This window comes from Ottowia massiliensis, from assembly GCF_900240305.1.
GTDB lineage: Bacteria > Pseudomonadota > Gammaproteobacteria > Burkholderiales > Burkholderiaceae_C > Ottowia > Ottowia massiliensis.
In genome coordinates this window covers 983421-1006934 of record NZ_LT964854.1, presented here as the reverse complement: position 1 = coordinate 1006934, position 23514 = coordinate 983421, and the positions used below count along the sequence as shown (strand labels likewise).

At 67.2% G+C, this 23514-nt stretch carries 17 protein-coding genes; 9 read left to right on the top strand and 8 right to left on the bottom strand.

The window, feature by feature from the left end:
- Nucleotides 1–7 precede the first annotated feature (7 nt).
- Together C1720_RS04560 and greB are read right to left on the bottom strand one after the other, a co-directional pair.
- Nucleotides 8–550, bottom strand: coding sequence for a TPM domain-containing protein (locus C1720_RS04560; protein ID WP_102283383.1), 543 nt, complete (start codon nt 548–550; stop codon nt 8–10).
- A gap of 153 nt (nt 551–703) precedes the next feature.
- Nucleotides 704–1264: a transcription elongation factor GreB gene (gene greB / locus C1720_RS04555; protein ID WP_102283382.1), complete on the bottom strand. Its 561-nt coding sequence runs from the start codon at nt 1262–1264 to the stop codon at nt 704–706.
- A gap of 69 nt (nt 1265–1333) precedes the next feature.
- Between greB and mutS the strand changes: the two genes are divergently transcribed.
- Nucleotides 1334–3958 (top strand): DNA mismatch repair protein MutS, encoded by a 2625-nt coding sequence (mutS, locus tag C1720_RS04550; RefSeq protein WP_102284499.1) that lies wholly within the window; start codon nt 1334–1336, stop codon nt 3956–3958.
- A gap of 503 nt (nt 3959–4461) precedes the next feature.
- Here the strand turns inward: mutS and recG are convergent.
- The gene (gene recG, locus C1720_RS04545) at nt 4462–6612 is read right to left on the bottom strand and encodes an ATP-dependent DNA helicase RecG (RefSeq protein ID WP_102283381.1); all 2151 of its coding nucleotides are present in this window, start codon (nt 6610–6612) and stop codon (nt 4462–4464) included.
- Between the two features lie 92 nt (nt 6613–6704).
- Between recG and queA the strand changes: the two genes are divergently transcribed.
- Complete coding sequence (gene queA / locus C1720_RS04540) at nt 6705–7757, top strand: tRNA preQ1(34) S-adenosylmethionine ribosyltransferase-isomerase QueA (RefSeq protein ID WP_102284498.1); 1053 nt, start codon at nt 6705–6707, stop codon at nt 7755–7757.
- 204 nt (nt 7758–7961) lie between these two features.
- On the opposite strand, the gene C1720_RS04530 is transcribed toward queA, so the two are convergent.
- Nucleotides 7962–9614 (bottom strand): DUF4139 domain-containing protein, encoded by a 1653-nt coding sequence (locus tag C1720_RS04530; protein ID WP_233199803.1) that lies wholly within the window; start codon nt 9612–9614, stop codon nt 7962–7964.
- 87 nt (nt 9615–9701) lie between these two features.
- On the opposite strand from C1720_RS04530, the gene C1720_RS04525 reads away from it, so the two are divergent.
- The gene (locus C1720_RS04525; RefSeq protein ID WP_102283379.1) at nt 9702–11051 is read left to right on the top strand and encodes a methyltransferase domain-containing protein; all 1350 of its coding nucleotides are present in this window, start codon (nt 9702–9704) and stop codon (nt 11049–11051) included.
- A gap of 7 nt (nt 11052–11058) precedes the next feature.
- Nucleotides 11059–12231, top strand: coding sequence for a tRNA guanosine(34) transglycosylase Tgt (gene tgt / locus C1720_RS04520; RefSeq protein WP_102283378.1), 1173 nt, complete (start codon nt 11059–11061; stop codon nt 12229–12231).
- Nucleotides 12232–12434: 203 nt separating this feature from the next.
- On the opposite strand, the gene C1720_RS04515 is transcribed toward tgt, so the two are convergent.
- The 3 genes from C1720_RS04515 to C1720_RS04505 form a co-directional block, all read right to left on the bottom strand.
- Nucleotides 12435–13850, bottom strand: coding sequence for a ferredoxin reductase family protein (locus tag C1720_RS04515; protein WP_102284496.1), 1416 nt, complete (start codon nt 13848–13850; stop codon nt 12435–12437).
- Between the two features lie 269 nt (nt 13851–14119).
- The gene (locus tag C1720_RS04510; protein ID WP_102283377.1) at nt 14120–14758 is read right to left on the bottom strand and encodes a phosphatidylglycerophosphatase A family protein; all 639 of its coding nucleotides are present in this window, start codon (nt 14756–14758) and stop codon (nt 14120–14122) included.
- Nucleotides 14759–14884: 126 nt separating this feature from the next.
- Nucleotides 14885–16504 carry a glycosyltransferase family 39 protein gene (locus C1720_RS04505; RefSeq protein WP_102283376.1) on the bottom strand — a complete coding sequence of 540 codons (1620 nt, stop codon included), beginning with the start codon at nt 16502–16504 and terminating at the stop codon, nt 14885–14887.
- Nucleotides 16505–16770: 266 nt separating this feature from the next.
- Between C1720_RS04505 and C1720_RS04500 the strand changes: the two genes are divergently transcribed.
- The 5 genes from C1720_RS04500 to C1720_RS04480 all read left to right on the top strand — a co-directional run bounded on the left by C1720_RS04500 (nt 16771) and on the right by C1720_RS04480 (nt 21037).
- Nucleotides 16771–18528: an acetolactate synthase 3 catalytic subunit gene (locus C1720_RS04500; protein ID WP_102283375.1), complete on the top strand. Its 1758-nt coding sequence runs from the start codon at nt 16771–16773 to the stop codon at nt 18526–18528.
- 126 nt (nt 18529–18654) lie between these two features.
- On the top strand, nt 18655–19146 hold the full coding sequence (gene ilvN / locus C1720_RS04495; protein WP_050715419.1) for an acetolactate synthase small subunit: 492 nt from the start codon (nt 18655–18657) through the stop codon (nt 19144–19146).
- A 71-nt stretch (nt 19147–19217) separates the two neighbouring features.
- A complete protein-coding gene (locus C1720_RS14555; protein ID WP_102283374.1) occupies nt 19218–19484 on the top strand; it encodes a DUF4282 domain-containing protein in 267 nt (88 codons plus the stop codon).
- Between the two features lie 102 nt (nt 19485–19586).
- On the top strand, nt 19587–20603 hold the full coding sequence (gene ilvC, locus C1720_RS04485) for a ketol-acid reductoisomerase (protein ID WP_050715421.1): 1017 nt from the start codon (nt 19587–19589) through the stop codon (nt 20601–20603).
- A 251-nt stretch (nt 20604–20854) separates the two neighbouring features.
- Nucleotides 20855–21037, top strand: a complete 183-nt coding sequence (locus C1720_RS04480; RefSeq protein WP_102283373.1) for a hypothetical protein — start codon at nt 20855–20857, stop codon at nt 21035–21037.
- A gap of 240 nt (nt 21038–21277) precedes the next feature.
- Here the strand turns inward: C1720_RS04480 and C1720_RS04475 are convergent.
- Nucleotides 21278–23514, bottom strand: a 2237-nt coding sequence (locus tag C1720_RS04475) for a glycosyltransferase (RefSeq protein WP_158241744.1), incomplete at its 5' end; no start/stop codon positions are given.

Below are 23514 nucleotides of genomic sequence, written 5' to 3'. Positions count from 1 at the left end.
AGGGGGGTCAGCACAGCACTACGGCATCGGGCAGCTGGTTATCCGGCGCCGGGCGGCAGGCGGCATCCGGCGGCTCGGGAAAGTGCTTTTCAAGCAGGGCCGTGACTTCAGCCAGCGCGTTCGTCAGCCCTTCTTCAAAGCGCCCGGCCCCCAGCGCGCCAGCCAGCCGTTCAGATACGGCGGCCCACTCGGGCGGCGGCGCGCGCTCGGCCAGGCCGCGATCGGGCACGATTTCAATGGCGCGCGCGGCCAGGTTCAGATACACCAGCACGCCGTTGCGCTGGCGCGTGTCCCACACGCGCAGCTTGGCAAACAGCATCAGCGCCCGCTCGCGCAGCACTTGCGGCATGGGCTGGCGGCGGCGCACGTGCCGCCACAGATAGCTGATGGGCAGCGAGCCTTCCACGCACAGGCGCACTTCGCCCTCATGCCGCGCCTCGCTTTCGGCAACCAGCCGCGCCAGCCGCTGCGCCAGAGCCGGGGGCACAGCGCGCCGGGCATCGGCTTCATCAAGCCAGAGATGGTGCAGCAATCGAGAGGAATGGAGCATGAATGTCACCGTTTCGCATCAGCCTGGCTGATGATAGGGGCAGGCCAGCCGCCCAAGGCCCGCTCCCAAGCCCGGTTTTGAGGGCCAAATCGCCCGCAAGTCCGCATGGAATGGGCGCATGCAGCTATTTTTTCGAGAGCACCCGGGGCCGTTTCAGCCTTGCGGGTATTCCACGGCCAGCACTTCAATCAGCCGCGCGCCTGAAGGCGTGATCAGCTTGATTTCGTCGCCCACGCGGGCGCGCAGCAGGGCGCGGGCGATGGGGCTGATCCAGCTGACCTCGCCGCGCGCGCTCTCGGCTTCATCAATGCCCTTGATGGTCACGCGCCGCTCTTCGCCCGTGTCGCAGTCCAAGTAAGTCACGCTTGCGCCGAAGAAAACCTGGTCGCTGCCGTGGTGGGCGCTGGGGTCGGTGACGGCGGCGATTTCCAGCCGGCGCGTGAGAAAGCGGATGCGCCGGTCGATCTCGCGCAAACGCTTTTTGCCGTAGAGGTAGTCGCCGTTTTCGCTGCGGTCGCCATTTTTGGCGGCCCAGTGCACGGCTTCCACCACTTGCGGGCGTTCGTGGTCCATCAGCTGCATCAGCTCGGCGCGCAAGGCGGCGTAGCCTGCGGGCGTGATGTAGTTGCGCCCGCCCGGCGGCAGGGGCGGCAGCGCCGGGGCGCTGTCTTCGCTGTCATCGCCATCGGTTTCTTTGGTGAAGGCTTTGCTCATGTCTAATCGTTTGTTCTGCCTGAAGGAATTGCCGTGACCAGCCCCGATGAATTTGCCGCCCACACGCCGATGATGCAGCAGTATCTGCGCCTGAAAAAAGACTATCCGGACACGCTGCTGTTCTATCGCATGGGCGACTTTTACGAGATGTTCTATGGCGATGCGGAAAAGGCGGCGCAGCTGCTGGACATCACGCTGACCACGCGCGGGCAATCGGCGGGGCAGCCCATTCCGATGGCGGGGGTGCCGTTTCATTCGGTGGAGAGCTATCTGGCGCGGCTCATCCGGCTGGGCGAGGCGGTGGCCATTTGCGAGCAGGTGGGCGAAGCAGGCGCGGCAGGCGCTGGCAAGGGGCCGGTGGAGCGCAAGGTGGTGCGCGTGGTCACGCCCGGCACGCTGACGGACAGCACGCTGATGGCGGAAAAAAGCGAGTCCATGCTGCTGGCCGTGCATTTCGGCCCGCGCCAGCAGTGCGGGCTGGCCTGGCTGGCGGTCACGCAAGGGCAGTTGAACCTGGCCGAGTGCGCGGCGGATGACTTGCCCGCCTGGCTGGCCCGCATTGCGCCCAGCGAAGTGCTGGTTTCGGCCAGTCTCACCGCCGCGCAGCAGCAGCGGCTGGAAGCGGCTTTGCAAACCGCCTTGCAAACGGCCCAGCCGGCCGCGCCCGTCACGCGCCGCCCCGAATGGCAGTTTGACGCCGCCCTGGGCGCGGCCCGCTTGCAAGAACAGTTGCAGGCCGCCAGCCTGGCCGCCTGGGGCGCGCAGGGCTGCGCGCTGGCCCACGCCGCCAGCGCCGCGCTGCTGGCTTACGCCGAGCACACGCAAGGCCACGCGCTCACCCATGTGCGCAGCCTGCAAGTGGCGCGCGCGGGCGATTTGATCGATCTGCCCGCCGTCACGCGCCGCAATCTGGAGCTGGTGCAAACCTTGCGCGGCGAAGACGCGCCCACGCTGTTTTCGCTGCTGGACACCTGCCAGACCGGCATGGGCAGCCGCCTGCTCAAAACCTGGCTGCTGGCGCCGCAGCGCGACCGCGCCGCCGCCAGCGGCCGCCACGCCGCCATTGCCGCGCTGCTGGCCCCGCAAGGTGACGCGGCCCCGCTGTGGCAGCGCTTGCGCGCCCTGCTCAAAGGCACGGGCGATGTCGAGCGCGTCACGGCCCGCATCGCCCTGGCGCAAGTGCGCCCGCGCGAGCTGGCCGCCTTGCGCCAGGCGCTGCAAAAAGGCGAGCTGCCCGCCCTGGCTGCGCAAGCGCAGGCGGCGCTTTTGGCGCAGCTGGCGCAAGACCTGGCCCCGCCCGCCGAATGCCTGCAAGCGCTGCAATCGGCCATTGCCCAGGAGCCGGCCGCCCTGGTGCGCGACGGCGGCGTGATCGCCCCCGGCCACGATGCCATGCTCGATGAGCTGCGCGCCATTGCCAGCAACTGCGACGCCTTTTTGCTGGAGATGGAAACGCGCGAGCGCCAGCGCACCGGCATTGCCAATTTGCGCGTGCAGTTCAACAAAGTGCATGGCTTTTACATTGAAGTCACGCAAGGCCAGGCCGCCAAAGTGCCCGCCGACTACCGCCGCCGCCAGACGCTGAAAAACGCCGAACGCTTCATCACCCCCGAACTCAAGGCGTTTGAAGACCGCGCCCTGTCGGCGCAAGAGCGCGCGCTGGCCCGCGAAAAATGGCTGTTTGACGAGCTGCTGCGCCGCTTGCAGCCGCACATTCCCGCCCTCACGCGCTTTGCCCGCGCGCTGGCCGCGCTGGACGCGCTGGCCGCCCTGGCCGAGCGCGCCCACACGCTGGAGTGGCGCAGGCCCGAATTCACGCGCGAGCCGGGCATTGACATCACCGCAGGCCGCCACCCCGTCGTGCAGGCGCGCCTGCAAGAAAGCGGCCAGGGCGCTTTCATCGCCAACAGCACGCACCTGGGGCCGCGCCAGCGCCTGCAAATCATCACCGGCCCCAACATGGGCGGCAAAAGCACCTACATGCGGCAAGTGGCCCTCATCACCTTGCTGGCCAGCATGGGCAGCTACGTGCCCGCCGAAAGCTGCCGCCTGGGGCCGGTGGACGCCATTCACACCCGCATCGGCGCGGCCGACGATCTGGCCAACGCCCAGTCCACCTTCATGCTGGAGATGACCGAAGCGGCGCAAATCCTGCGCAGCGCCACGCCGCAGTCGCTGGTGCTCATGGACGAAATCGGGCGCGGCACCAGCACGTATGACGGCCTGTCGCTGGCCACCGCCATTGCCGCCTGGCTGCACGACAAGGCCCAGTGCCTCACCCTCTTTGCCACCCACTACTTTGAACTCACCGAACTGCCCGCCGCCTGCCACGCCGCCATCAACGTGCACGTCAGCGCCGCAGAAACCGGCGAAGGCGGCGCCATCGCCTTCCTGCACGAAATCCAGCCCGGCCCTGCCAGCCGCAGCTACGGCATCCAGGTCGCCCGCCTGGCCGGCGTGCCCGCCGCCGTGGTGAACCACGCCCGCCACGTGCTCGCCAGGCTGGAAACCGCCGCCGCCAGCCAGCAGGCCCAGCCCGATCTTTTTGCGCCCCTGCCAGAGCCTGAACCCGCGCCCGCCGCCGAACCGGCCCCGCCCAGCGCGCTGCAAGCCGCCCTGGCCGCCCTTGACCCCGATGAACTCAGCCCCCGGCAGGCGCTGGAGACGCTCTACCAGCTCAAGAAACTGGCCTGAATTCGGTTTGAATAGTGGCAGCGCCCCGTATCCAGGGCGCTCTGGCGGTTTTCAGGCCCGTTTTTTTGCTCCTGTTCTGTGGAGCGGCCCTTCGTCTGGCTGAGCAAGGACGAGGAGGCCGGCATGGCTTGGCTCAAGCGTGGCCCAGATTGCCCGTGGTTTGATTTGGCAAGAGGCTTTCAGAACCTGTTCTGGGTCTGACCGTAGGGCAAAAGCCTGGCTTGGGATGGCCGCAAGGCTCAAACCGCAGACGGGTTTGAGTTCCAGCAAGGCATTTGCAACGCCGCAGAGCGCCTTCAGGCCGCGCCTTTTGCCCTCACGGACAGGCCGTGAACAGGTTCTCGGCCACTCAAGTGCCAGCCTGGGCGGCTGGGATATGCATGCGGAGTGCTTGAAAGAGGAGCAAAAAACAGGTACCCAAAAAGCCGTCTTGCGCCCGTTTTACTAGGACCTCATGCTACAAATCAAGGAGCGAAAATAATCCTTCACTCCCAAGCCCCGCATCACGCCTTCAGATAGTCCATGCGCGCGCCCAGCCAGCGCTGCACGTGCTGCCCGGCCAGGGCGGGGTAGCGCGCCAGCATTTGCGGCGCGGCCTGGCGCGCCCATTCGATGAGCGGCTCGTCTTGCTGCAAATCGGCAAAGCGCAGCAGGGCCGCGCCGCTTTGGCGCTCGCCCAGAAATTCGCCGGGGCCGCGCAGCGCCAGATCGCGCCGGGCGATTTCAAAGCCGTCGTGCGTTTCCAGCATGGCCTTCAGGCGCTCGCGGGCCACTTCGCCCAGGCGGCCGCCCTCGGGCACTTCGTAGAGCAGCACGCAGGCGCTGGCGGCGCTGCCCCGGCCCACGCGGCCGCGCAGCTGGTGCAGCTGGCTCAGGCCAAATCGCTCGGCGTGCTCGATGACCATGAGGCTGGCATTGGGCACGTCCACGCCCACTTCAATCACGGTGGTGCTCACCAGCGCGGCCATCTGGCCGCTGGCAAAGGCGTCCATCACCGCTTTTTTGTCGGCGGCGGGCATGCGCGAGTGCAGCAGGCCCACGTTCAGGCCGGGCAGGGCGGCGGCCAGCTCGGCGTGGGTTTGCGTGGCGCTTTGCAAGTCCAGCGCCTCGCTTTCCTCGATCAGCGGGCACACCCAGTAAGCCTGCGCGCCGCGCCGCAGCTGCTGGTGCAGGCGTTCGATGACTTCGCCGCGCCGGTGGCTGGCAATCAGCTTGGTGAGCACTGGCGTGCGCCCGGGCGGCAGCTCGTCCAGCGTGGACACGTCCAGATCGGCGTAGCAGCTCATGGCCAGCGTGCGCGGAATGGGCGTGGCGCTCATCATCAGCAAATGCGGCTCCTGCCCGGCCAGCTTTTGCCGCAAGGCCAGGCGCTGCGCCACGCCAAAGCGGTGCTGCTCGTCAATCACGGCCAGCCCCAGCCGCGCGAAGTTCACCTGCTGCTGGATGACGGCGTGCGTGCCCACCACCAGCGCCGCCTCGCCCGATTCAATGGCCTGCAAGGCGGCGGCGCGCTCTTTTTTCTTCTGGCTGCCCGTCAGCCACGCCACGCGCTGGCCGCGCGCTTGCAGCAGGGGCGCAAGCCACTGCGTGAGCTTGTCAAAGTGCTGGCTGGCCAGAATTTCCGTGGGCGCCATCAGGGCGCACTGCCAGCTGGCGTCCATCGCCACGCAAGCGGCCAGCGCGGCCACCACGGTTTTGCCCGCGCCCACATCGCCTTGCAGCAGCCGGTGCATGGGCTGGGGGCGGGCCAGATCGCGCGCAATTTCTTCGCTCACGCGGCGCTGCGCCGCCGTCAGCGCAAAAGGCAGCGCCGCCAGCAGCTTCTCATGCAGCCCGCCCGGGCGCACATGCAGCGCGGGCGCGGCCAGCGCCGCGCGCTCTTGCCGCGCGCGCCACTGCGACAGCTGCTGGGCCAGCAGCTCCTCGGCCTTCAGGCGCAGCCAGGCCGGATGCACGCGCTCTTGCAAAGCGGCCAGCGGCGCATCGGGCGGCGGCTGGTGCAAAAAAAACAGCGCCTCGCGCAAGGTGGGCGGCGGGCTTTGCGGAGGCACGCCCGCTGCGCCCTTCAGCCCCGCAAACATGCCCGCCGCCAGATCGGGCGGCACGGTCTCGCCCAGCTGCCCGCTTGCATCGGCGCGCGCCAGGCCCGACTGCACCGCCTTGCGCAAATACGCCTGCGCCAGCGCGGCCGTGGCTGGATACACGGGCGTGAGCCGCTCAGGCAGCGGCGCACCGGCCGCGCGCACGGCCGGATGCAGCATCACCGGCCCCGCCAGCCCGCTGCGCAACTGTCCGCGCACCCGCAGCCGCGCGCCCACGGCCATCTGCTTCATCAGCGAAGGGTAGAAGTTGAAAAAGCGCAGAAGGCACGTGTCGCTGCCGTCATCCAGCGTGACCAGCAGCTGCCGCCGCCCGCTGGCCGCCACTTCCTGATGGCGCACCACGCCCTCGATCTGCACTTCATCGCCCTCGCGCGCATCGCGCAAGCGGGTGATGTGCGTTTCATCCTCATAGCGCAGCGGCAAATGCAGCGCCAAATCCATATCGCGCACCAGCCCCAGCTTGCGCAGCGCCTTTTGCGGCGCAGACAAGGCCCTGACCGCTTTCTTTGCGGCGGCATCCGGCGGCGGGGGTGAAGAGGGTGCTGCGGGCATGGAAGAATTTTGCCCTTCGGGGTTTGGACGCCATGGCATCCAAACCCCGCCTTTCGTGAATGACAACAGCCGCCAGCCAAGCGCCGACTGACATGACTTGCCCCCGCACCTACGCCACCAGCGATTTCGACTTTGACCTGCCGCCGCAGCTGATTGCCCAGCACCCGGCGGCCACGCGCAGCGCTTCGCGCCTGCTGGACGGCACGGGCGCAGCGCCCGCTGACCGGCGCTTTGCCGATTTGCCCGGCCTGCTGCGCGAGGGCGACTTGCTGGTGCTCAACGACACGCAAGTGGTCAAGGCGCGCCTGTTTGGCGAAAAGCCCAGCGGCGGCAAGCTGGAGCTACTGGTCGAGCGCGTGCTGGCCGACGGCACCGTGGCCGCGCACATGCGCGCGAGCAAAAAGCCGCCCGTGGGCGCGCGGCTGCGCATGGCTGGCGGCACGGAGCAAGGCGGCTTCGAGGCCGAGCTGCTGGGGCGCTGGCCGCAGGCGGACGGCGCGCTGTTTCACTTGCGCTTTTCGGGCGACGCCTACGCGCTGATGGCCGCGCACGGACACGTGCCGCTGCCGCCTTACATCACGCATGCCGATGGCGCGGAAGATGAGGCGCGCTATCAGACGGTGTTTGCCGCGCGCCCCGGCGCGGTGGCCGCGCCCACGGCTTCGCTGCACTTTGACGAAGCCGTTTTGCAGGCGCTGGCCGCGCGCGGCGTGCAGCGCGCCTTCGTCACCCTGCACGTGGGCGCGGGCACCTTCCAGCCGGTGAAAACCGAGCGCCTGAGCGAGCACCAGATGCACGCCGAGCGCTACGACGTGCCCGCCGCCACGCAAGAGGCCATTGCCGCCTGCCGCGCGCGCGGCGGCCGCGTGGTGGCGGCAGGCACCACCAGCGTGCGCAGCCTGGAGGCATGGGCGGCCACGGGGCAGGCAAGGGGCGACACGCGCATCTTCATCACGCCGGGCTTTCGCTTTCAGGTGGCGGACATGCTCCTGACCAATTTCCACCTGCCGCGCAGCACGCTCATGATGCTGGTGAGCGCCTTCGCAGGCCACGCGCACGTGATGGCGCTGTACCGCCACGCCATTGCGCAGCGCTACCGCTTTTTCAGCTATGGCGACGCCATGCTGCTGGCGCGGCAGGTGTGAGGGGCGGCTCCGCGCCCTGCGCCCGCCCATGGAAGACGACGGCCCCGGCATGAGCGCCGCCCAGCCCGAAGCAGCCGCTCGAAGGCTTGATCTGAAGCAAAAACAGGAGCAGATACAGGGGGCAATAAATGCCGCTCTGCGCAATCTCCACTAGGACGTCATGCTATGAATAGAGGAGCTGACGATTGCCATGACCCGGGCCGTTCATTGCCTTTCGTCGATTTGCGCGTCTTTGGGCCATTGGATGGTGTGTTCGGCACTGAAGCTGACCGTGGCGCCGGCGGCCAGGCTTTGCTGCCAGAGGATGAGGCCGGGCTGTTTGAGAAAGGCAGTGTCAGCGGGCTTGGGCGTGTAGGCCGATTGCACGGTGATGCGCTCGTTTTTGGAAACGGGCGCGGCGTCAATCACTTGCAGCTCAATGGGTGTTTTGCGGCGGTTTTGCACGCTGAAGGCGCGGCGGGTTTTGCGCTCGCCCTTGCTGCCCATGAAACCGGTGGTGCCGCTCCTGTCTTGCGCCGCTTCGGCCTTGACGCTGACTTGCTCGTCAGGCCCGAATGAGAGGGCGATGGGCGCGGGCTGGGAAAAGTCGAGCCGTCCGCTGCCGACCAGCGCGCCGTCGCGCGTGAGCTGCATGGGGCCGGCGGGCCATATGCCGTCGGGCGGGGTGATTTCGGCAATGAGGTAGGCGGCTTCTTCCACCGCCGGAGCGGCGCGGGTGATGAGCCGCGCCGGCACAGTGACGCTGCCCAGCGTGAGGGTGACGCGCTCGCCGCTGGCGGGCACGGTGATGCGTTGCGGCGCCCTGAATTCGGTGGCGTAGGCGCGGTCCGTGGTTTCCACTTCAAAGCGGGGCATTTCGGGGGCGCTGCCGGCTTCTTCAGCGCTGGCTTCCTGGGACATCACGGCAGGCTCCACTGCGAGAGAGTAGGAGCGGCCGCTGAAGCTGGCGCTGCGGGCGCGCTCAAGTTCGGGCTGGCTGATGTCCAGCGTCCAGGGGCGGGGCAGTTCGGCCTGCGTGGCGCGGCCGGGCTGGCCGGTGGAAAGGGTCAGGGCCACGTCTTGCCAGTCTTCGCCGGTGTCTTGCGCCACGAGGGCCAGGCGTTCCAGCTTCACGCCGGGGCCTGCGGGATCGAGCGCGGCGCGGTAGCCCGGCTGCCAGCCGGGGCCGCGCACCTGGTAGCTCAGGCGCGCCTCGCCCGCTTTTTCGGCGGCCAGGGTCACGGTGACGGTGGTCACGCGGCTGCCGCCCAGACGGCGGCTTTCGGCCAGCAGGGGCTTGAGCTGGCGCTGCAAGTCTTCCTTGCGGCGATCCAGTTGCAGGGCGCGCAGGGCGTTGTCCTGCCCGCTTTTGCGCAGGGCTTCCGCCGTGGCGGTGATGGCGCTGGCGTTGGCAGGGGCGCGCTCGCCGCCGTCTGGCGCGGCCTGCACGGCTTTGATGACGGCTTTGAGGTATTCGGCGCTCAAGTCCAGCGCTTCTTTTTCCGCATCAGCGGCGGCGATCTTGTCCTGCAACTCGCGAATGCGTTCCTGTAGCGGGCTGGCGCAGGCCGCTGCCTGCTCGCGCGGCAAGGTTTGCACGCTGATTTCACCCACGCGCACGGCCGCGCTGGCGCTGGCTGTCAGGCTTTGTTCATCCAGCTTGGCAGGCAGGCATTCAAACACCACGCGGCGTGCGCCAGCGGCCACGGGCGCGGCGCGCTCCACAACGGCCGCGCCCGGATAGACCGTGACGCGGGTGATGCGCGAAGCCGCGCTTTCAGGCGCGGCAGCTGCGGCAGGCAGGCTGGCAGCCAGGCTGACCAGGGCCGCAAGGGCGGGAAAACGCAACAAGCGCATGGGCATGAGCGGGCCTTTCATGAGCGGGGTGAAAGCGAAGCGGAAATGCTAGCAGCGCCCTGGCTGGCACTGGATAATTCGCGGCTTTGCCCATTCCAGAGTTGCGCCATGAGCCTCCAGATTCGAAACGACCCATTCACCCAGCGCCTGCAGAAAATCGGCCAATGGATTGCGCAAGGGCTGTTGCAGCCAGCTGCGCAGGCGCTCACTGAGGCGCAGGCGCAGCATCCGAAGGACGTGCGGGTGGCTTTGATGGGCGTGCGCCTGGCGCAGCAGGCGGGCAATCTGGCGGGCGCCGTGCAGGCCGCGCGCCGCGCCGTGGCGCTGGAGCCGGGCTGGTTCGTGGCCGTCACCGAGCTGGCCCTGCAACTGGCCGCCCAAGGGCAATTCAGCGAAGCCATGGAACACGCCCGCCACGCCGTGGCGCTGGCGCCGAAAGAGCCGCGTGTGCTGCACTCCGCCGCCAACGTGGCTGAGGTGGCTGGCGACGGGCAGCAGGCCCTGACCTGGGCACGAACGGCGTTGCAGCTTGACCCGCAAAACCACCCGCTTCGGCAGGATTACGCTGGCATGCTGTACCGCGATCGGCAATACAAGCAGGCGCAAGACGAATACAACCGGGTGCTGCAAGCTCAGCCCGGCAACGAAAACGCGCTGAGAAACCTGCTGACTTGCGCCTTGCAACTGGGCGACCAGAGCGAAGCCCAGCGCCTGGCTGATGTGCTCATCATCCGCAACCCCGATGATGAGCAGATGCGCTACTGGCATGCCGTGGCGCACGGCCAGACGCCGGCAACGCAGCCCGAAGCTTCGGTGACAGGCTTGTTTGACGACTACGCGCAGCGCTTTGACCGGCACCTGGTCGGCGGCCTGAAATACCGCGCGCCCGAGCGCGTGGCGCAAATCTTGCTGGCGCTGCGGCCCGACCGGCGCTTCAACGTGCTGGACCTGGGCTGCGGCACGGGCCTGCTGGGCGTGTACCTGGGCCGCCTGCACGGCCACCTGATTGGTGTGGACCTGTCCGAGAAGATGATTGAACAGGCCGCCCGCCACGGCGTTTATTCGCGCTTTCACCACGTGAACATTCTGGATGCGCTGCGCGACACGCCAGCCGACCACTACGAAGTCATCACCTGTCTGGATGCGCTGGTTTACGTGGGCGATCTGGCCCCCGTCATTCCCAACGCCTTGCGCATTCTCAAAGCGGGCGGGCATTTCATCTTCACCTGCGAAGCCGCCAGCGAGGACGAAGCCGATCTCGTGCTGCGCCCAGGCAGCAACCGCTACGCGCACAAGGCCAGCGCCGTGGAGCGCCAGTGCCGCGAGGCGGGGTTTGACGAAGTGCAGTTTGAACACCTGGAAAGCCTGCGCAATGAAGGCGGCAAGGCCCTGCCGGGCTTCATCGTCATCGCCCGCAAGCCCCTGGCCGCGCCGGCCGGCGCCCCTGCTGCCGCGTAAAGCCGCCATGCTGCAATTCGAGCTGCTGGCGCAAGACCCGGCCAGCCACGCCCGCCGCGCGCGCCTTGTGCTGCGCCACGGCGTGGTGCAAACCCCCGTGTTCATGCCCGTGGGCACCTACGGCACCGTCAAAGGCGTGATGCCGCGCAGCTTGCATGAAATGGGCGCGCAAATCATCCTGGGCAACACCTTTCACCTGTGGATGCGGCCCGGGCTGGACGTGCTGCAAGGCTTTGGCGGCCTGCATGGCTTTGAGAACTGGCACAAGCCCATCCTCACCGACAGCGGCGGCTTTCAGGTCTGGAGCCTGGGCGAGATGCGCAAGATCAGCGAAGAAGGCGTGAAGTTCGCCAGCCCCGTCAATGGCGACCGGCTGTTTCTCACGCCCGAAATCAGCATGCAGATTCAAACCGTGCTGAACAGCGACATCGTCATGCAGTTTGACGAATGCACGCCGTACGAAACCAAAGGCCACGTCACCACCGAGCGCGAAGCGCGCGCCAGCATGGAGCTTTCCCTGCGCTGGGCCAGGCGCTGCCAGGCCGAGTTTGCGCGGCTGCAAAACCCCAACGCGCTCTTTGGCATCGTGCAAGGCGGCATGTTCGAGCACCTGCGGCAAGAGTCGCTCGAAGCCCTGGTGGCCATGGACTTTCCCGGCTACGCCGTGGGCGGCGTGAGCGTGGGCGAACCCAAGGAAGACATGCAGCGCATCACCGCCCACACCCCGCACCGCCTGCCCGCGCACAAGCCGCGCTACCTCATGGGCGTGGGCACGCCCGAAGACCTGGTGTTCGGCGTGCAGCAGGGCGTGGACATGTTCGACTGCGTCATGCCCACGCGCAACGCGCGCAACGGCCACTATTTCACCCGCTTTGGCGACTTGAAAATCCGCAACGCCCGCCACAAGGCCGACCCGCGCCCCATCGACGAAACCTGCACCTGCCACGCCTGCGCGGGCAGCAGCGGCGTGCCTTGGGCCGAAGGCGGACGCGAAGGCTTTTCGCGCGCCTACCTGCACCACCTGGACCGCTGCGGCGAAATGCTCGGCCCCATGCTGGCCACCGTGCACAACCTGCACTACTACCTGAACCTGATGGCCGAAATGCGCGCCGCGCTTGACGCAGGCGCCTTCGGCGAGTTCGTGCGGCGCTTTCACGAAGACCGCGCGCGCGGGATTTGAGAGCCTGTTCAGCGTCTGGCACCTGCAATGCCCGCTCTCGTACCTGCCGCGCTGGCGTGGCGGGATAGGCACGGCTGGCCGGTTATTCAGCTCCTGTATCCATAGCATGACGTCCTAGTGGAAGCTGCGCGAGGCGGTATTTCAAGCCCCCTGAATTTGCTCCTGTTTTTGATCTTGCCTGATGGACGGAGCGGCCCGTTTTTTCAGCGCATCTCGAACAGCTCTTGATGAAAGCGCCCGGCGGGCAGGCCGGCGGCCGTCAGCTCACGTTGCAGCGCCTGGCCGAAGGCCGTGGGGCCGCAGAACCACACGCTGGCCGTGGCCCATTCGGGCGCGCGCTCGCGCAGGCGCTGGGCGGTCAGGCGGCCTTCGCTTTGGCTGGCGATGACGTGCAGCGTCACGCCCGCGCGGGCGGCCAGGGCCTGAAGCTCGCTGGTGAAAGCGGCATCGGGCTGCTGCACGCAATAGAACAGGCGGATGTTTTGCGCGCCTTTTGCATCGCCTGCATCGCCTGCATCGCCTGCATCGCCTGCATCGCCTGCATCGCCTGCACTGCCCGCAGCATCACTCGCATCACGCAGCCGCGCCAGGTGTTCCATGCGCGCCATGAAAGGGGTGATGCCGATGCCCGCGCCCACCCAGATTTGCGCGCTCGCGCCGTCTTCAAACGTGAAGCAGCCATACGGCCCCTCCAGCGTGGCGCGCTGCCCCGGGCGCAGCCACTCGTGCAGGCGGCTGGTGTAGTCGCCCAGGGCCTTGACGAGAAGGGTGATTTCGCGCCGCTGCCCGTCCCACGCCGAGGCGATGGTGTACGGGTGCGCCCCTTCGGCGCGGCTGAAAGAAACAAAGGCGAACTGCCCCGGTGCGTGCCCCGCCCAGCCTGGCGGCACGGCCAGCCGCATGCGCAGCGTCTGTATGGGTGCCAGCCAGTCGGCGGCCTGCACCGTGGCCTGCACCCGGCGCTTTGCGCCCACGCGGCCGGCCAGCACCATCAGCGCTGCCACGCTGCCAGCGAGCATCAGCGCCGCCTCCACCCAGCCCACCGGCTGCGCCCAGTAGGCAAAGCGCGTGCGAATCACCGAGTGATACACCAGCGCCAGATACGCCACCGCCAGCAGCGTGTGCGTTTTGGCAAACCAGCGGTAGGGAAAGCGCTTGATGAGCGCCAGCACGATGAGCGCCGCGCCGCCGTAAAAGGCCCATTCGCCCAGCGTATCGGCCAGCCCTTTCTGGCTGTTGAACCACAGCTGAACCGGATCGGTCACCTTCGGGCGCGGCCCGCGCTCGGGGCGCACCAGCCAGCCCCAGCCCACCATCCACTTGGTGCCCAGCGCCAGCCACCAGTGCGCCACCGAAGCGGCCAGCGCCGCAATGCCCAGCCATTTGTGCAGGCGGTAGGACTTGTCCAGCCCGTCCAGCCAGCGCTCGGCCCAGGCCGGGCGCGCGGCCAGCACGAGGATGACGCTCATCGCTCCAATGGCCAGCACCCCCGTCCACTGCACGGCCACCGAGCGGAAGGTGAAGTAGTGAAACGGCTGCGGCCACAGCGTATCGGCCAGCAGCCACAGGCCCGTCAGGCCCAGCAAAACGGCCCAAAGGGCGATGCGGATGTTTTTCATGGCGGGAAAAAAGAGAAAGGCCGCCGCAGAAGGCCGCCTGGGCAAAGCCCGGAAAGGCGCGGATTCTCGCGGCTTCCCGTCAAGCGCAGGTAAAGCTCGGGCGCAGCGCCGCCACTGGGCGGAGCATCCGCAGCAGAGGCTGCATTGGCATCAAAAAAAGGAGCTAATCAAAGGGCCTTAAATAACCGGTCGCGCAATATCTACCAGGACATTATGCTATGGATAGAGGAGCAAAATGAAGGCAAAAGCCCCAAGCTGCACGCGCAGCCTCACACGTGCAACGGCAGCCAGCCTGCGCGCGCGGCCAGCGCCACAGCCAGCAAGGTGCAGGCAGCGGCCACCAGGTCATCCAGCATGATGCCCAGCGCGCCCAGCCAGCCGCCCCGGTCATGAAAGAGCTGATCGGCCCAGCGCACGGGGCCGGGCTTGGCAGCGTCAAACAAGCGGAACAGCGCGAAGGCCACGGCTTGAGAAGCCCAGCCCCAGGCCGCAGGAATGAGCCAGAGCACCAGCCAGAAAGCGGCCACTTCATCCCACACGATAGCGCGCGGATCAGGCTGGCCCAGCTTGCGCGCCGTCACCGCGCAGGCCCACCATCCCAGCGGCAGCGCCGCTGCTGCCAGCGCCCCTTGCGCGGGCGCTGACAGCCAGGGCGCGATCAGCCAGGCCCAAACGCCCCAGGCCCACAGCGTGCCTGCCGTGCCCGCTGCCACGGGCGCCAGCCCGGAGCCAAAGCCCAGGGCGATGCAGTGTGCCGGATGCCGCAAAAAGCGCCAGCCGGGGCGGGCGGCGGGCGGGGGGGCATTGCCTGCTTCGCGTGCGCTTTCGCGCCTGCACGCCAGCTCGCGCAGGCGATCCAGTTGTTCCAATCGTTGTGGCGGCTCGGCGTTGCGGTCAGGCTCGGTCATGGCAGGGGCGGATGAAGGGGCTTGCTATCAAAAACCATAGCTAAAGGGTTCAGCAGAGACTGCGCAGGCAGGTGTTCATGACCTCTCTGATTGGCTCATCTTGTGAGTGCAGCCTGGCTTGTCTTTTCAGGGGGCGGGCGTTGCCGCAGGCACGTCAAACACCGCGTAGGCGAACGGCATGGCGCGGGGAAAGGCCCAGCCGTGGCGCTGCGCGGTCAGTACGCGCGGCGCGGCGGGCTGGCCGCGCGCGGCCAGCCAGGCTTGCGCTTGCGCCACGCATTGGGTGGCTGGCACGGCGGCAGGCTGCGGAGCCTGTGAAAGCGGCCCCAGCGGGCAAAGCAGCAGGCCATTGAGGCTTTGCCAGGGGCCAGGCCAGGTCAGGCGCGCGGGCAGGCTGTCAGGCAGGCCGGGCACGGTGTGCAGATGGGGCTGTGCGTAAAAGGCGAGCATGGCGTTTTCCGCCCATTCGCCGCCTGCCCAGTGCAGGGGCTGGCCAGGATGGCGGGCCTGCCAGTCCTGCACGATGGCTTGCGCCGCTTCTCGCGAGGGGCGGTAGTAGTCGGCCTGCCCCGTGAGCGCCCTGAAGGCGGCCACGCCCAGCGCCAGCGCCAGCGCCACGGCCAGCGCGGGCCACCAGGCGCGTTGCAGGCGCGCCAGCGCCGTGTTCAGCGCCGCTGCGTCCAGCGCGCGCAAATTGCGCAGCCATAGCAGAGAAAAGGCATAGCCGATGGGTATGGCCCAGGGGATGGACAGCTCCGCCACGCCCGCCACGCCAAAGCCCAATGTGAGCGCCCAGGGGGCGAAAGCCAGCCAGAACAGCGTGTCGCCCCAGCCTTGCGGGCGCCAGCTTTGCCAGGCCGCGCGGACTGCCGCGCTCCGCCAGCCGCCGGCCTCGCGCCGCCCGGCTGCGGCGTGCGCCAGGCACAGCGCAAGCCAGGCGGGCAGCCAGTACAGCAGGGGCGAGAGCGCGAAGCGCAGCACGTGACGCCATACCGTCTGGCCGCCGTTCTGGTCGGCCGCGTAGGCCAGCGTGGCCCAGCCATGTTGCGCCACCCAGTCCAGATGCGGCCACAGCGCCAGCGCGAACACGGCCAGCGCCAGCCAGGGCCGGGGCGTGAGCAGCCAGCGCCGCCCCTGCGGGTGCAAAAAAACAGGCGCCAGCAGGCCCGCCAGGAAGACGCCGCTGTAGTACTTGCCCAGCATGCAGGCGGCTGCCAGCAGGCCCAGCAAGACGCTGGCGCAGCCGCCGCGCCAGCCGCTGGCGCGCCAGCTGGCCAGCAGCAGCGCCGCTGTCCACGGCCACAACGGCAGAAGCTGGCTGTTGGCGTTGAACTTGCCCGCCAGCGTGGTGTAGGGAAAGCTCCACAGCAGCAGCAGCGCCCCCCATTGCGCCAGCGTTCCCAGCCCTAGGCGGCGGCCCAGCGCCGCCACTCCGGCCAGCGCCACCCAGACATTGGCGTACGAAAGCAGGCGGTAGGCCCAGTCCGTTTGAGGGAACACCGCGAACCACGCGCCCACCACCCAGGCAAATAGCGGCGGGTGCTTGTGCGTGCCCCAGCGGAAAGATTGCGACCAGGCGTAGTTCTCCAGCATGTCGAACTGGCTGTCCAGATTGCCATTGGCCACGGTGGACATCCATGCCCAGAGCAGGCACGCCAGCGCCGCCATTTGCCACCATGCCTGGCGTGGCGCGGCGGGCTGGCTGCCAGAAAAAGCTGAATCAACGGAAGGCGCAAGGGGCGGCATGGGCGGGCAGGCGAAAGCGAGAGGCTGGGCAAAGACGGCGATTGTGGCGATGAACCGGCCTGGCCAAGCCCCGCCGCCCGGCCTGGCCGCAGGAGGCGGTGCCATAATGCGCGGCTGCACATACACAAGGCAAACGGGTCACGGCCCGGCGGCGCCACTCATGCCCGCCCATGGCCGCTGGCCTCAAGTCCTGACGCGGCCCCACAAGGGCTGGCAAGGGGCACCCAAGGTTTTTCTCGACTGAAATTTCCGAAAGGTTGATCACGATGGACTCATGCACGTCTGACACGTCCGAGCGCGCGCCGCAGGAGCTGCGCGGTTCGGAAATTCTCATCAAGGCCTTGCAGGCCGAAGGCGTCAGGCAGATTTTTGGCTACCCGGGCGGCGCGGTTTTGCACATTTATGACGCGCTGTTCCAGCAAGACAGCATCCAGCACATCCTCACGCGCCATGAGCAGGCCGCCGTGCACGCGGCTGACGGCTACGCGCGCGCCACGGGCGAGGTGGGCGTGGCGCTGGTGACGTCCGGCCCCGGCCTGACCAATGCCATCACGGGCATCGCCACGGCTTACATGGATTCGATTCCGCTGGTGGTCATCAGCGGGCAGGTGCCGCTGCCGCTCATTGGGCAAGACGCCTTCCAGGAGTGCGACGCCGTGGGCGTGACGCGGCCCGTGGTCAAGCACAACTTTCTGGTCAAGGATGTGCGGCAGATGGCCGATGTGATGAAAAAAGCCTTCCACATCGCCCGCACAGGCCGCCCCGGCCCGGTGCTGGTGGACATTCCGAAAGACGTTTCCTTCAACAAAACGCTCTGGACGGGCTACCCCGAGTCCGTTTCGATGCGCTCCTACAACCCCGTGCGCAAGGGCCACGCGGGGCAAATCCGCAAGGCGCTGCAACTGCTTTTGTCGGCCAGGCGGGCGCTGATTTACGTGGGCGGCGGCGTGCTGCTGGGCAATTCCTGCCAGCAGCTGCGCGAGCTGGAAGACTTGCTCAATGTGCCCGTGACCGCCACGCTGATGGGGCTGGGCGCGTTTCCCAGCACCGACCGGCGCTTTGTGGGCATGGTGGGCATGCACGGCACGCTGGAGGCCAACCACGCCATGCAGCATTGCGATGTGCTGCTGGCCGTGGGCGCGCGCTTTGACGACCGCGTGATCGGCAACGTCAAACACTTCGCGCAGCAAGAGCGCAAGATCATCCACATTGACGTGGACCCTTCCAGCATTGCCAAGCGCGTCAAGACCGACGTGCCCATTGTGGGCGACGCCAGGGAAGTGCTCTCGGAGCTGATTGCCATGCTGCGCGAAAACCCGGCCCGGCCCGACGCGGCCGCGCTGGACGCCTGGTGGAAGCAAATCGAGCAGTGGCGCAGCCGCGACTGCCTGCAATACGACCGCGCCAATACCGAAGTCATCAAGCCCCAGCACGTGGTCGAGACGCTGTGGAACATGACGCGCGGCGCCGACGCCTACATCACCAGCGACGTGGGCCAGCACCAGATGTGGGCGGCGCAGTTCTACAAATTCGACGAGCCCCGGCGCTGGATCAACTCCGGCGGCGCGGGCACGATGGGCGTGGGCCTGCCCTTTGCCGTGGGCATCAAGATCGCCCGGCCCGACAGCGAAGTGTTTTGCATCACCGGCGAAGGCTCCATCCAGATGAACATCCAGGAGCTGGCCACCTGCAAGCACTACGACGCGCACGTGAAAATCATTGCCCTGAACAACCGCTACCTGGGCATGGTGCGCCAGTGGCAGCAAATTGAATACAGCAGCCGCTACAGCCACACCTACATGGACGCGCTGCCCGATTTCGTGAAGCTGGCCCAAGCCTACGGCCACGTGGGCATGCTCATCGAACGCCCGCAAGACGTGGAGCCTGCCTTGCGCGAAGCGCGCAAGCTGCGCGACCGCACCGTCTTTCTCGACATCCGCACCGACCCCACGGAAAACGTCTTTCCCATGGTGCGCGCAGGGCGCGGCATCACGGAAATGATGCTGAGAACGGACGCGGCCTGAAGCTGCGGCCTGCCAGCCTGCGGCGCGGCCTTGCCAGACGCGCGCAGGCCATGACCCACAAGCCAGCGGCGCGCCAGCGCAAGGCGCTTCGGCCAGCGCCGGCGGCCTTCAGAGGAACCAGACACCATGAAACACATCATCGCCGTTCTCATTGAAAACGAAGCCGGGGCGCTCTCGCGCGTGGTCGGCCTCTTTTCCGCGCGGGGCTACAACATCGAATCGCTCATCGTCGCGCCCACGGAAGACGCCAGCCTCTCGCGCATGACCATCGAAACGCGCGGCTCCAACGACGTGATCGAGCAAATCACCAAGCACCTGAACCGCCTGATTGAAGTGGTGAAAGTGATCGACCTGACCGAAGGCGGCTACATCGAGCGCGAGCACATGATGGTCAAGGTGCGCGCCATCGGCAAGGAGCGCGAAGAGATGAAGCGCATGGCCGACATCTTCCGAGGCCGCATCATCGACGTGACCGACAAGAGCTACACCATCGAACTCACGGGCAACCAGTCCAAGAACGACGCCTTTTTGAACGCCATTGAGCGCAGCGCCATTTTGGAAACCGTGCGCACCGGCGCCAGCGGCATCGGGCGCGGCGAGCGCGTTTTGCGGGTGTGAAGGCCCGCCATGAATCAAGAAAATCACAAACCAATCCCACGGCCGGTTTTTCACCAACCTGGAGATTAAAGATGCGGGATATTCTCGATTTCAAAGTCATGGTCACGCCGCTGATTGCCAAAGGCGTTTATCTGCTGTTGTCGGCCTTCGTCATTGTTTCGTCCTTTATTCAGATGTTCAAAGGCAGCTTTTGGTATGGCATTGTCATGCTGTGCCTGGGGCTGCTTGTCGTGCGCATATTCTTTGAATGGCTGATTCTGTTTTTCAGAATGCACGAAGCCCTGCAATCCATCGACCGCAAGCTGGGCGGCCAGCCCCAGCCGCCAGCCGCGCCATGAAAAGGCGGCAAAACGCCATGAGCGGAAAACCGGCGGCAGAAAATGCCGTTTCATGACGGGATTTCCCGTGAAAATCAATCCATTCAAACCAGGAGAAAATCCATGAAAGTGTTTTATGACAAAGACTGCGACCTGAGCCTGATCAAGGGCAAAACGGTGGCCATCATCGGCTACGGCAGCCAGGGCCATGCGCACGCGCAAAACCTGCACGAAAGCGGCGTGAACGTGGTGGTCGGCCTGCGCAAGGGCGGCGCAAGCTGGCCCAAGGCCGAGCGCGAGGGCCTGAAAGTGGCCGAAGTGGCCGAAGCCGTCCGCCAGGCGGACGTGGTCATGATCCTGCTGCCCGACGAGCACATCGCCAAGGTGTACCGCGAAGAAGTGGAGCCCCACATCCGCCAGGGCGCTTCGCTGGTTTTCGCGCACGGCTTCAACGTGCATTACGGCCAGGTGGCGCCCCGCGCCGATCTGGACGTGTGGATGGTCGCCCCCAAGGCCCCCGGCCACACCGTGCGCAGCACCTACAAGCAAGGCGGCGGCGTGCCGCACCTGATTGCCGTGCACCAAAACCCCAGCGGCAAGGCGCGTGATCTGGCCCTGTCCTACGCCATGGCCAATGGCGGCGGCAAGGCCGGCATCATCGAAACGAGCTTCCGCGAAGAAACCGAAACCGACCTGTTCGGCGAGCAGGCCGTGCTGTGCGGCGGCGCGGTGGAGCTGATCAAGGCTGGCTTTGAAACGCTGGTGGAAGCGGGCTACGCCCCGGAAATGGCCTACTTCGAGTGCCTGCACGAACTCAAGCTCATCGTGGACCTGATTTATGAAGGCGGCATCGCCAACATGAACTACTCCATCAGCAACAACGCCGAATACGGCGAATACGTCACCGGCCCGCGCGTGGTCACCGAAGCCACCAAGGCCGCCATGCGCCAGGCGCTCAAAGACATCCAGACCGGCGAATACGCCAAGAGCTTCATTCTCGAAAACCAGGCGGGCGCGCCCACGCTGCAAAGCCGCCGCCGCCTCAATGCCGAGCACCCCATCGAAATCGTGGGCGAGCAGCTGCGCGCCATGATGCCCTGGATCAAGGCCAACAAGCTGGTGGACAAGTCCCGCAATTAAGGACTTTTTTGCGGGCTTTTTCCCGGCTCCGCCCCACTCCCAAAGCTGCCTGCGGGCAGCTTTTTTTGCGCCCGCAGAAAAGGAAAGGGCGCGCGCGGGCAGGGTTTCCCCACGGCCTGGCATCACGCGCCTTGCGGGCCAGGCCCGCTGCTGGCCTTTGCCGCAGCCCGTTTGCCATGCGGCCCGGCAGCGCCTGCCGGGGGCCACAATGGGCGCATTCAATCCATTCATGGAAAACGAGGAGAGCTGCCATGCACCTTCTGCACTTCAATATGGCCGCCGTCAGCATCTGCTGCCTTTTGCTGCTGGGCGGCTTTTCATACCGCCAGAGCAAGCCGGGCGTCTGGGCCATGCTGGTTGGCGCGCTGGGCCTGCTGGCGGTCATGGCCATCAATATCTACGCAACGCTGGGGTATGGCGACTGGCGGATGTGAGCGCCTGCCCGGACTTGCCCAAATACATCAAAAAGAAGAGCGAATTTAAGGGCAGGAAACACCATTTCGCGCAATATCCACTAGGACATTGTGCTATGGATAACAGAGCAAAAGATACTGCTGAAGCAGGACGCAGCCCATTCAGCCTTGCCCATGCTGATTCGCGGATATCTCTCCGCGCCGTGCAGCCATCTCAGTTCCCGGGCCTTTGCTCCTTGCGGCCCGGCTCTGAACAGCTTCTTACTTCACCAGCCAGCTTTTGATGCGGCTTTGCCAGTGCGGCGGCACGGCGCGCGCCAGGCTGGAGAGCACGGGCAGGCTGCGCAGCCAGGCGAGCAGGCGCAGGGCGGCGCTGCGGGGGCCGCTGGCCTGGCCGGTGGCGGGCAGGTGGGCTTCGAGCACGGCGCGGTCGGGGCCGCCGGGGCGGGGCTGGACGGCGGGCAGGCGGGCCAGGTAGTCGGTGAGATACCAGTCCACGGGGCGCTCGGGCGCGGGCGGGATGTGGTGCGTGGCTTCTTCGGGCTGCGCGGCGGCGCAAGGCTGCGGGGCCTGGCCGGTGAGCCAGTGGCGCTGGCGGATGTCTTCAAAGAAGGCCAGCCACTGGGCGGGTGTTTGGTCCCAGGGCTGCACCCAGGTCCAGCCGCGCCCTTGCAGCCGTTCGGCGAATGCGCCCAGATCAGGCGCGACGACGGGCCAGCCGCCCTGCAGGCAGGCGCTCAAGGTGTAGCTGTAGGTTTCGGGCCACTGGGCGGGGAACCAGACGAGGTCGGGCGCCAGCCAGTCGAGCAGCGCGGGCAGGTCGGCTTCTTCGTAGCGGCCATAGACGGTGAGGTGGGTGCGCGGGCGCGCGCGCAGGGTGCGGTAGCCGTAGCCGATGAGGTGGAATTCGACGGGTGCGCCGCTTTTGCGGGCGGCGGCGGCCACGTCTTCCAGCACGTCGGCGCCCTTGATGGCGCTGAGCGCGCCGACCACGGCCACTTTGAGCGGGCGGCCGCCTTGCAGCGGCTTGGGGTGCGGCGCGGGCAGGGGGCGGGCGGGGTCGATGTCGGTGTGCGGCACGTGGCGCAGGGGGGCGCCGGGCAGGTAGCGGGCCAGGCGTTGGAGCACGTCGCGCCCCGGCCCGATGAGGTAGCGCGCCTGGTTGGCAAAAGCGATGTGGCTTTGCCGCCAGGCGGCCAGCGCGGCGGGGCTGCCGCCGGGCGGGCCGTCTTCGCCGCAGTAGCGGCCGTCGGGGCCGGTGAGGGTGATTTCGGGGCAGATGAGGTAGAAGTCGTGCGCGGTGAAGTCGTAGCCCACGCCCAGGCGCAGCGGCAGCCGGCGCACTTCGTCGCCGTGGCCCAGCAGGTGGTGGTAGTGGATGTGGCACACGCCGAACTGGCGCAGCACGTCCAGCAGCAGCGGGTATTCGCTTTGCAAGGAAAAGACCAGCTCGAAGCCTTCATCCGGATCGGGCAGGCGCAGGCTCACGCGCTGGCCGGGCAGGGGGCGCAGCACGATGAACTGGGCGCGCTCGCGCAAGGCGGCGGCCAGCTCGTGCACGTGGCGCTCGGTGCCGCCCTGGCGGTCGTGCAGCACGGCAAGGATGACGGGGCGCGGCTGGCCCTCCTGGTTGGGCGCGAGGATGCGGGCCACGTCCACGGCCATGCGCGCGGGGCGGGCCGGGTCGGCCTGCACGAAGCGCAGCACATCGCCCTCGTAGCGCGGGTGCAGGCGGCGCAGGGTTTGCATGGCGGCGCGCTCGCGCGGGCTTTTGGCCTCGCCAAAGCTCACGCCGCCAAAGTGGCGCACGAAGGTGTCGAGCGCGTGCAGGTTGCGCCAGCCCGCCTGGGCGGCGCGGATGCAGAAGTCGTTTTCTTCGCCATAGCCTTTGCCGAAGTGCTCTTCGTCAAACAGGCCCACGGCCTGCAAGGCGGCGCGGCGGATGTACATGCAAAAGCCCACGCCGGTGGGCACGTCCGCCACCTGGCCGGCGTTGGCGCGGGCAAAGAGGGCGTCCAGCCGCGCGGTGTCGTAGCCGGCGGGCAGCTCGTTGTCTTTGCAAAACTGCGGGTAGCTGCAAATGGTGGCGTTGTTGGAAAAGGGCGTGACGGTGGCCACGCGCTGGTCGCCATAGGCGGCGGCGCGGATGCGGTCGAGCCAGTCGCCAGCCACTTCGGCGTCGCTGTTGAGCAAGAGCACGTCATGCGCATCAGACAGGGCCATGCCGCGATTGACGGTGCCTACAAAGCCCAGGTTCTGCTCGTTTTCCAGCAGGGTGATGCGCGGCTCGCTGGCGGCCTTGGCGCGCAGCCATTCGGCCAGCTCCGGCTCCGGGCTGGCGTCGTTGATGACGATGAGCCGCCAGGCTGTTTTGCAGCCGCTGGCCAGCACCGATTCGATGCAGCGGCGCGTGTCTTGCAGCCCGCGATAGACGGGGACGATGATGTCCACGGGCGCATCAGGCGGGGTCAGGGGTTGGGGCGCGACACATCCGGCGC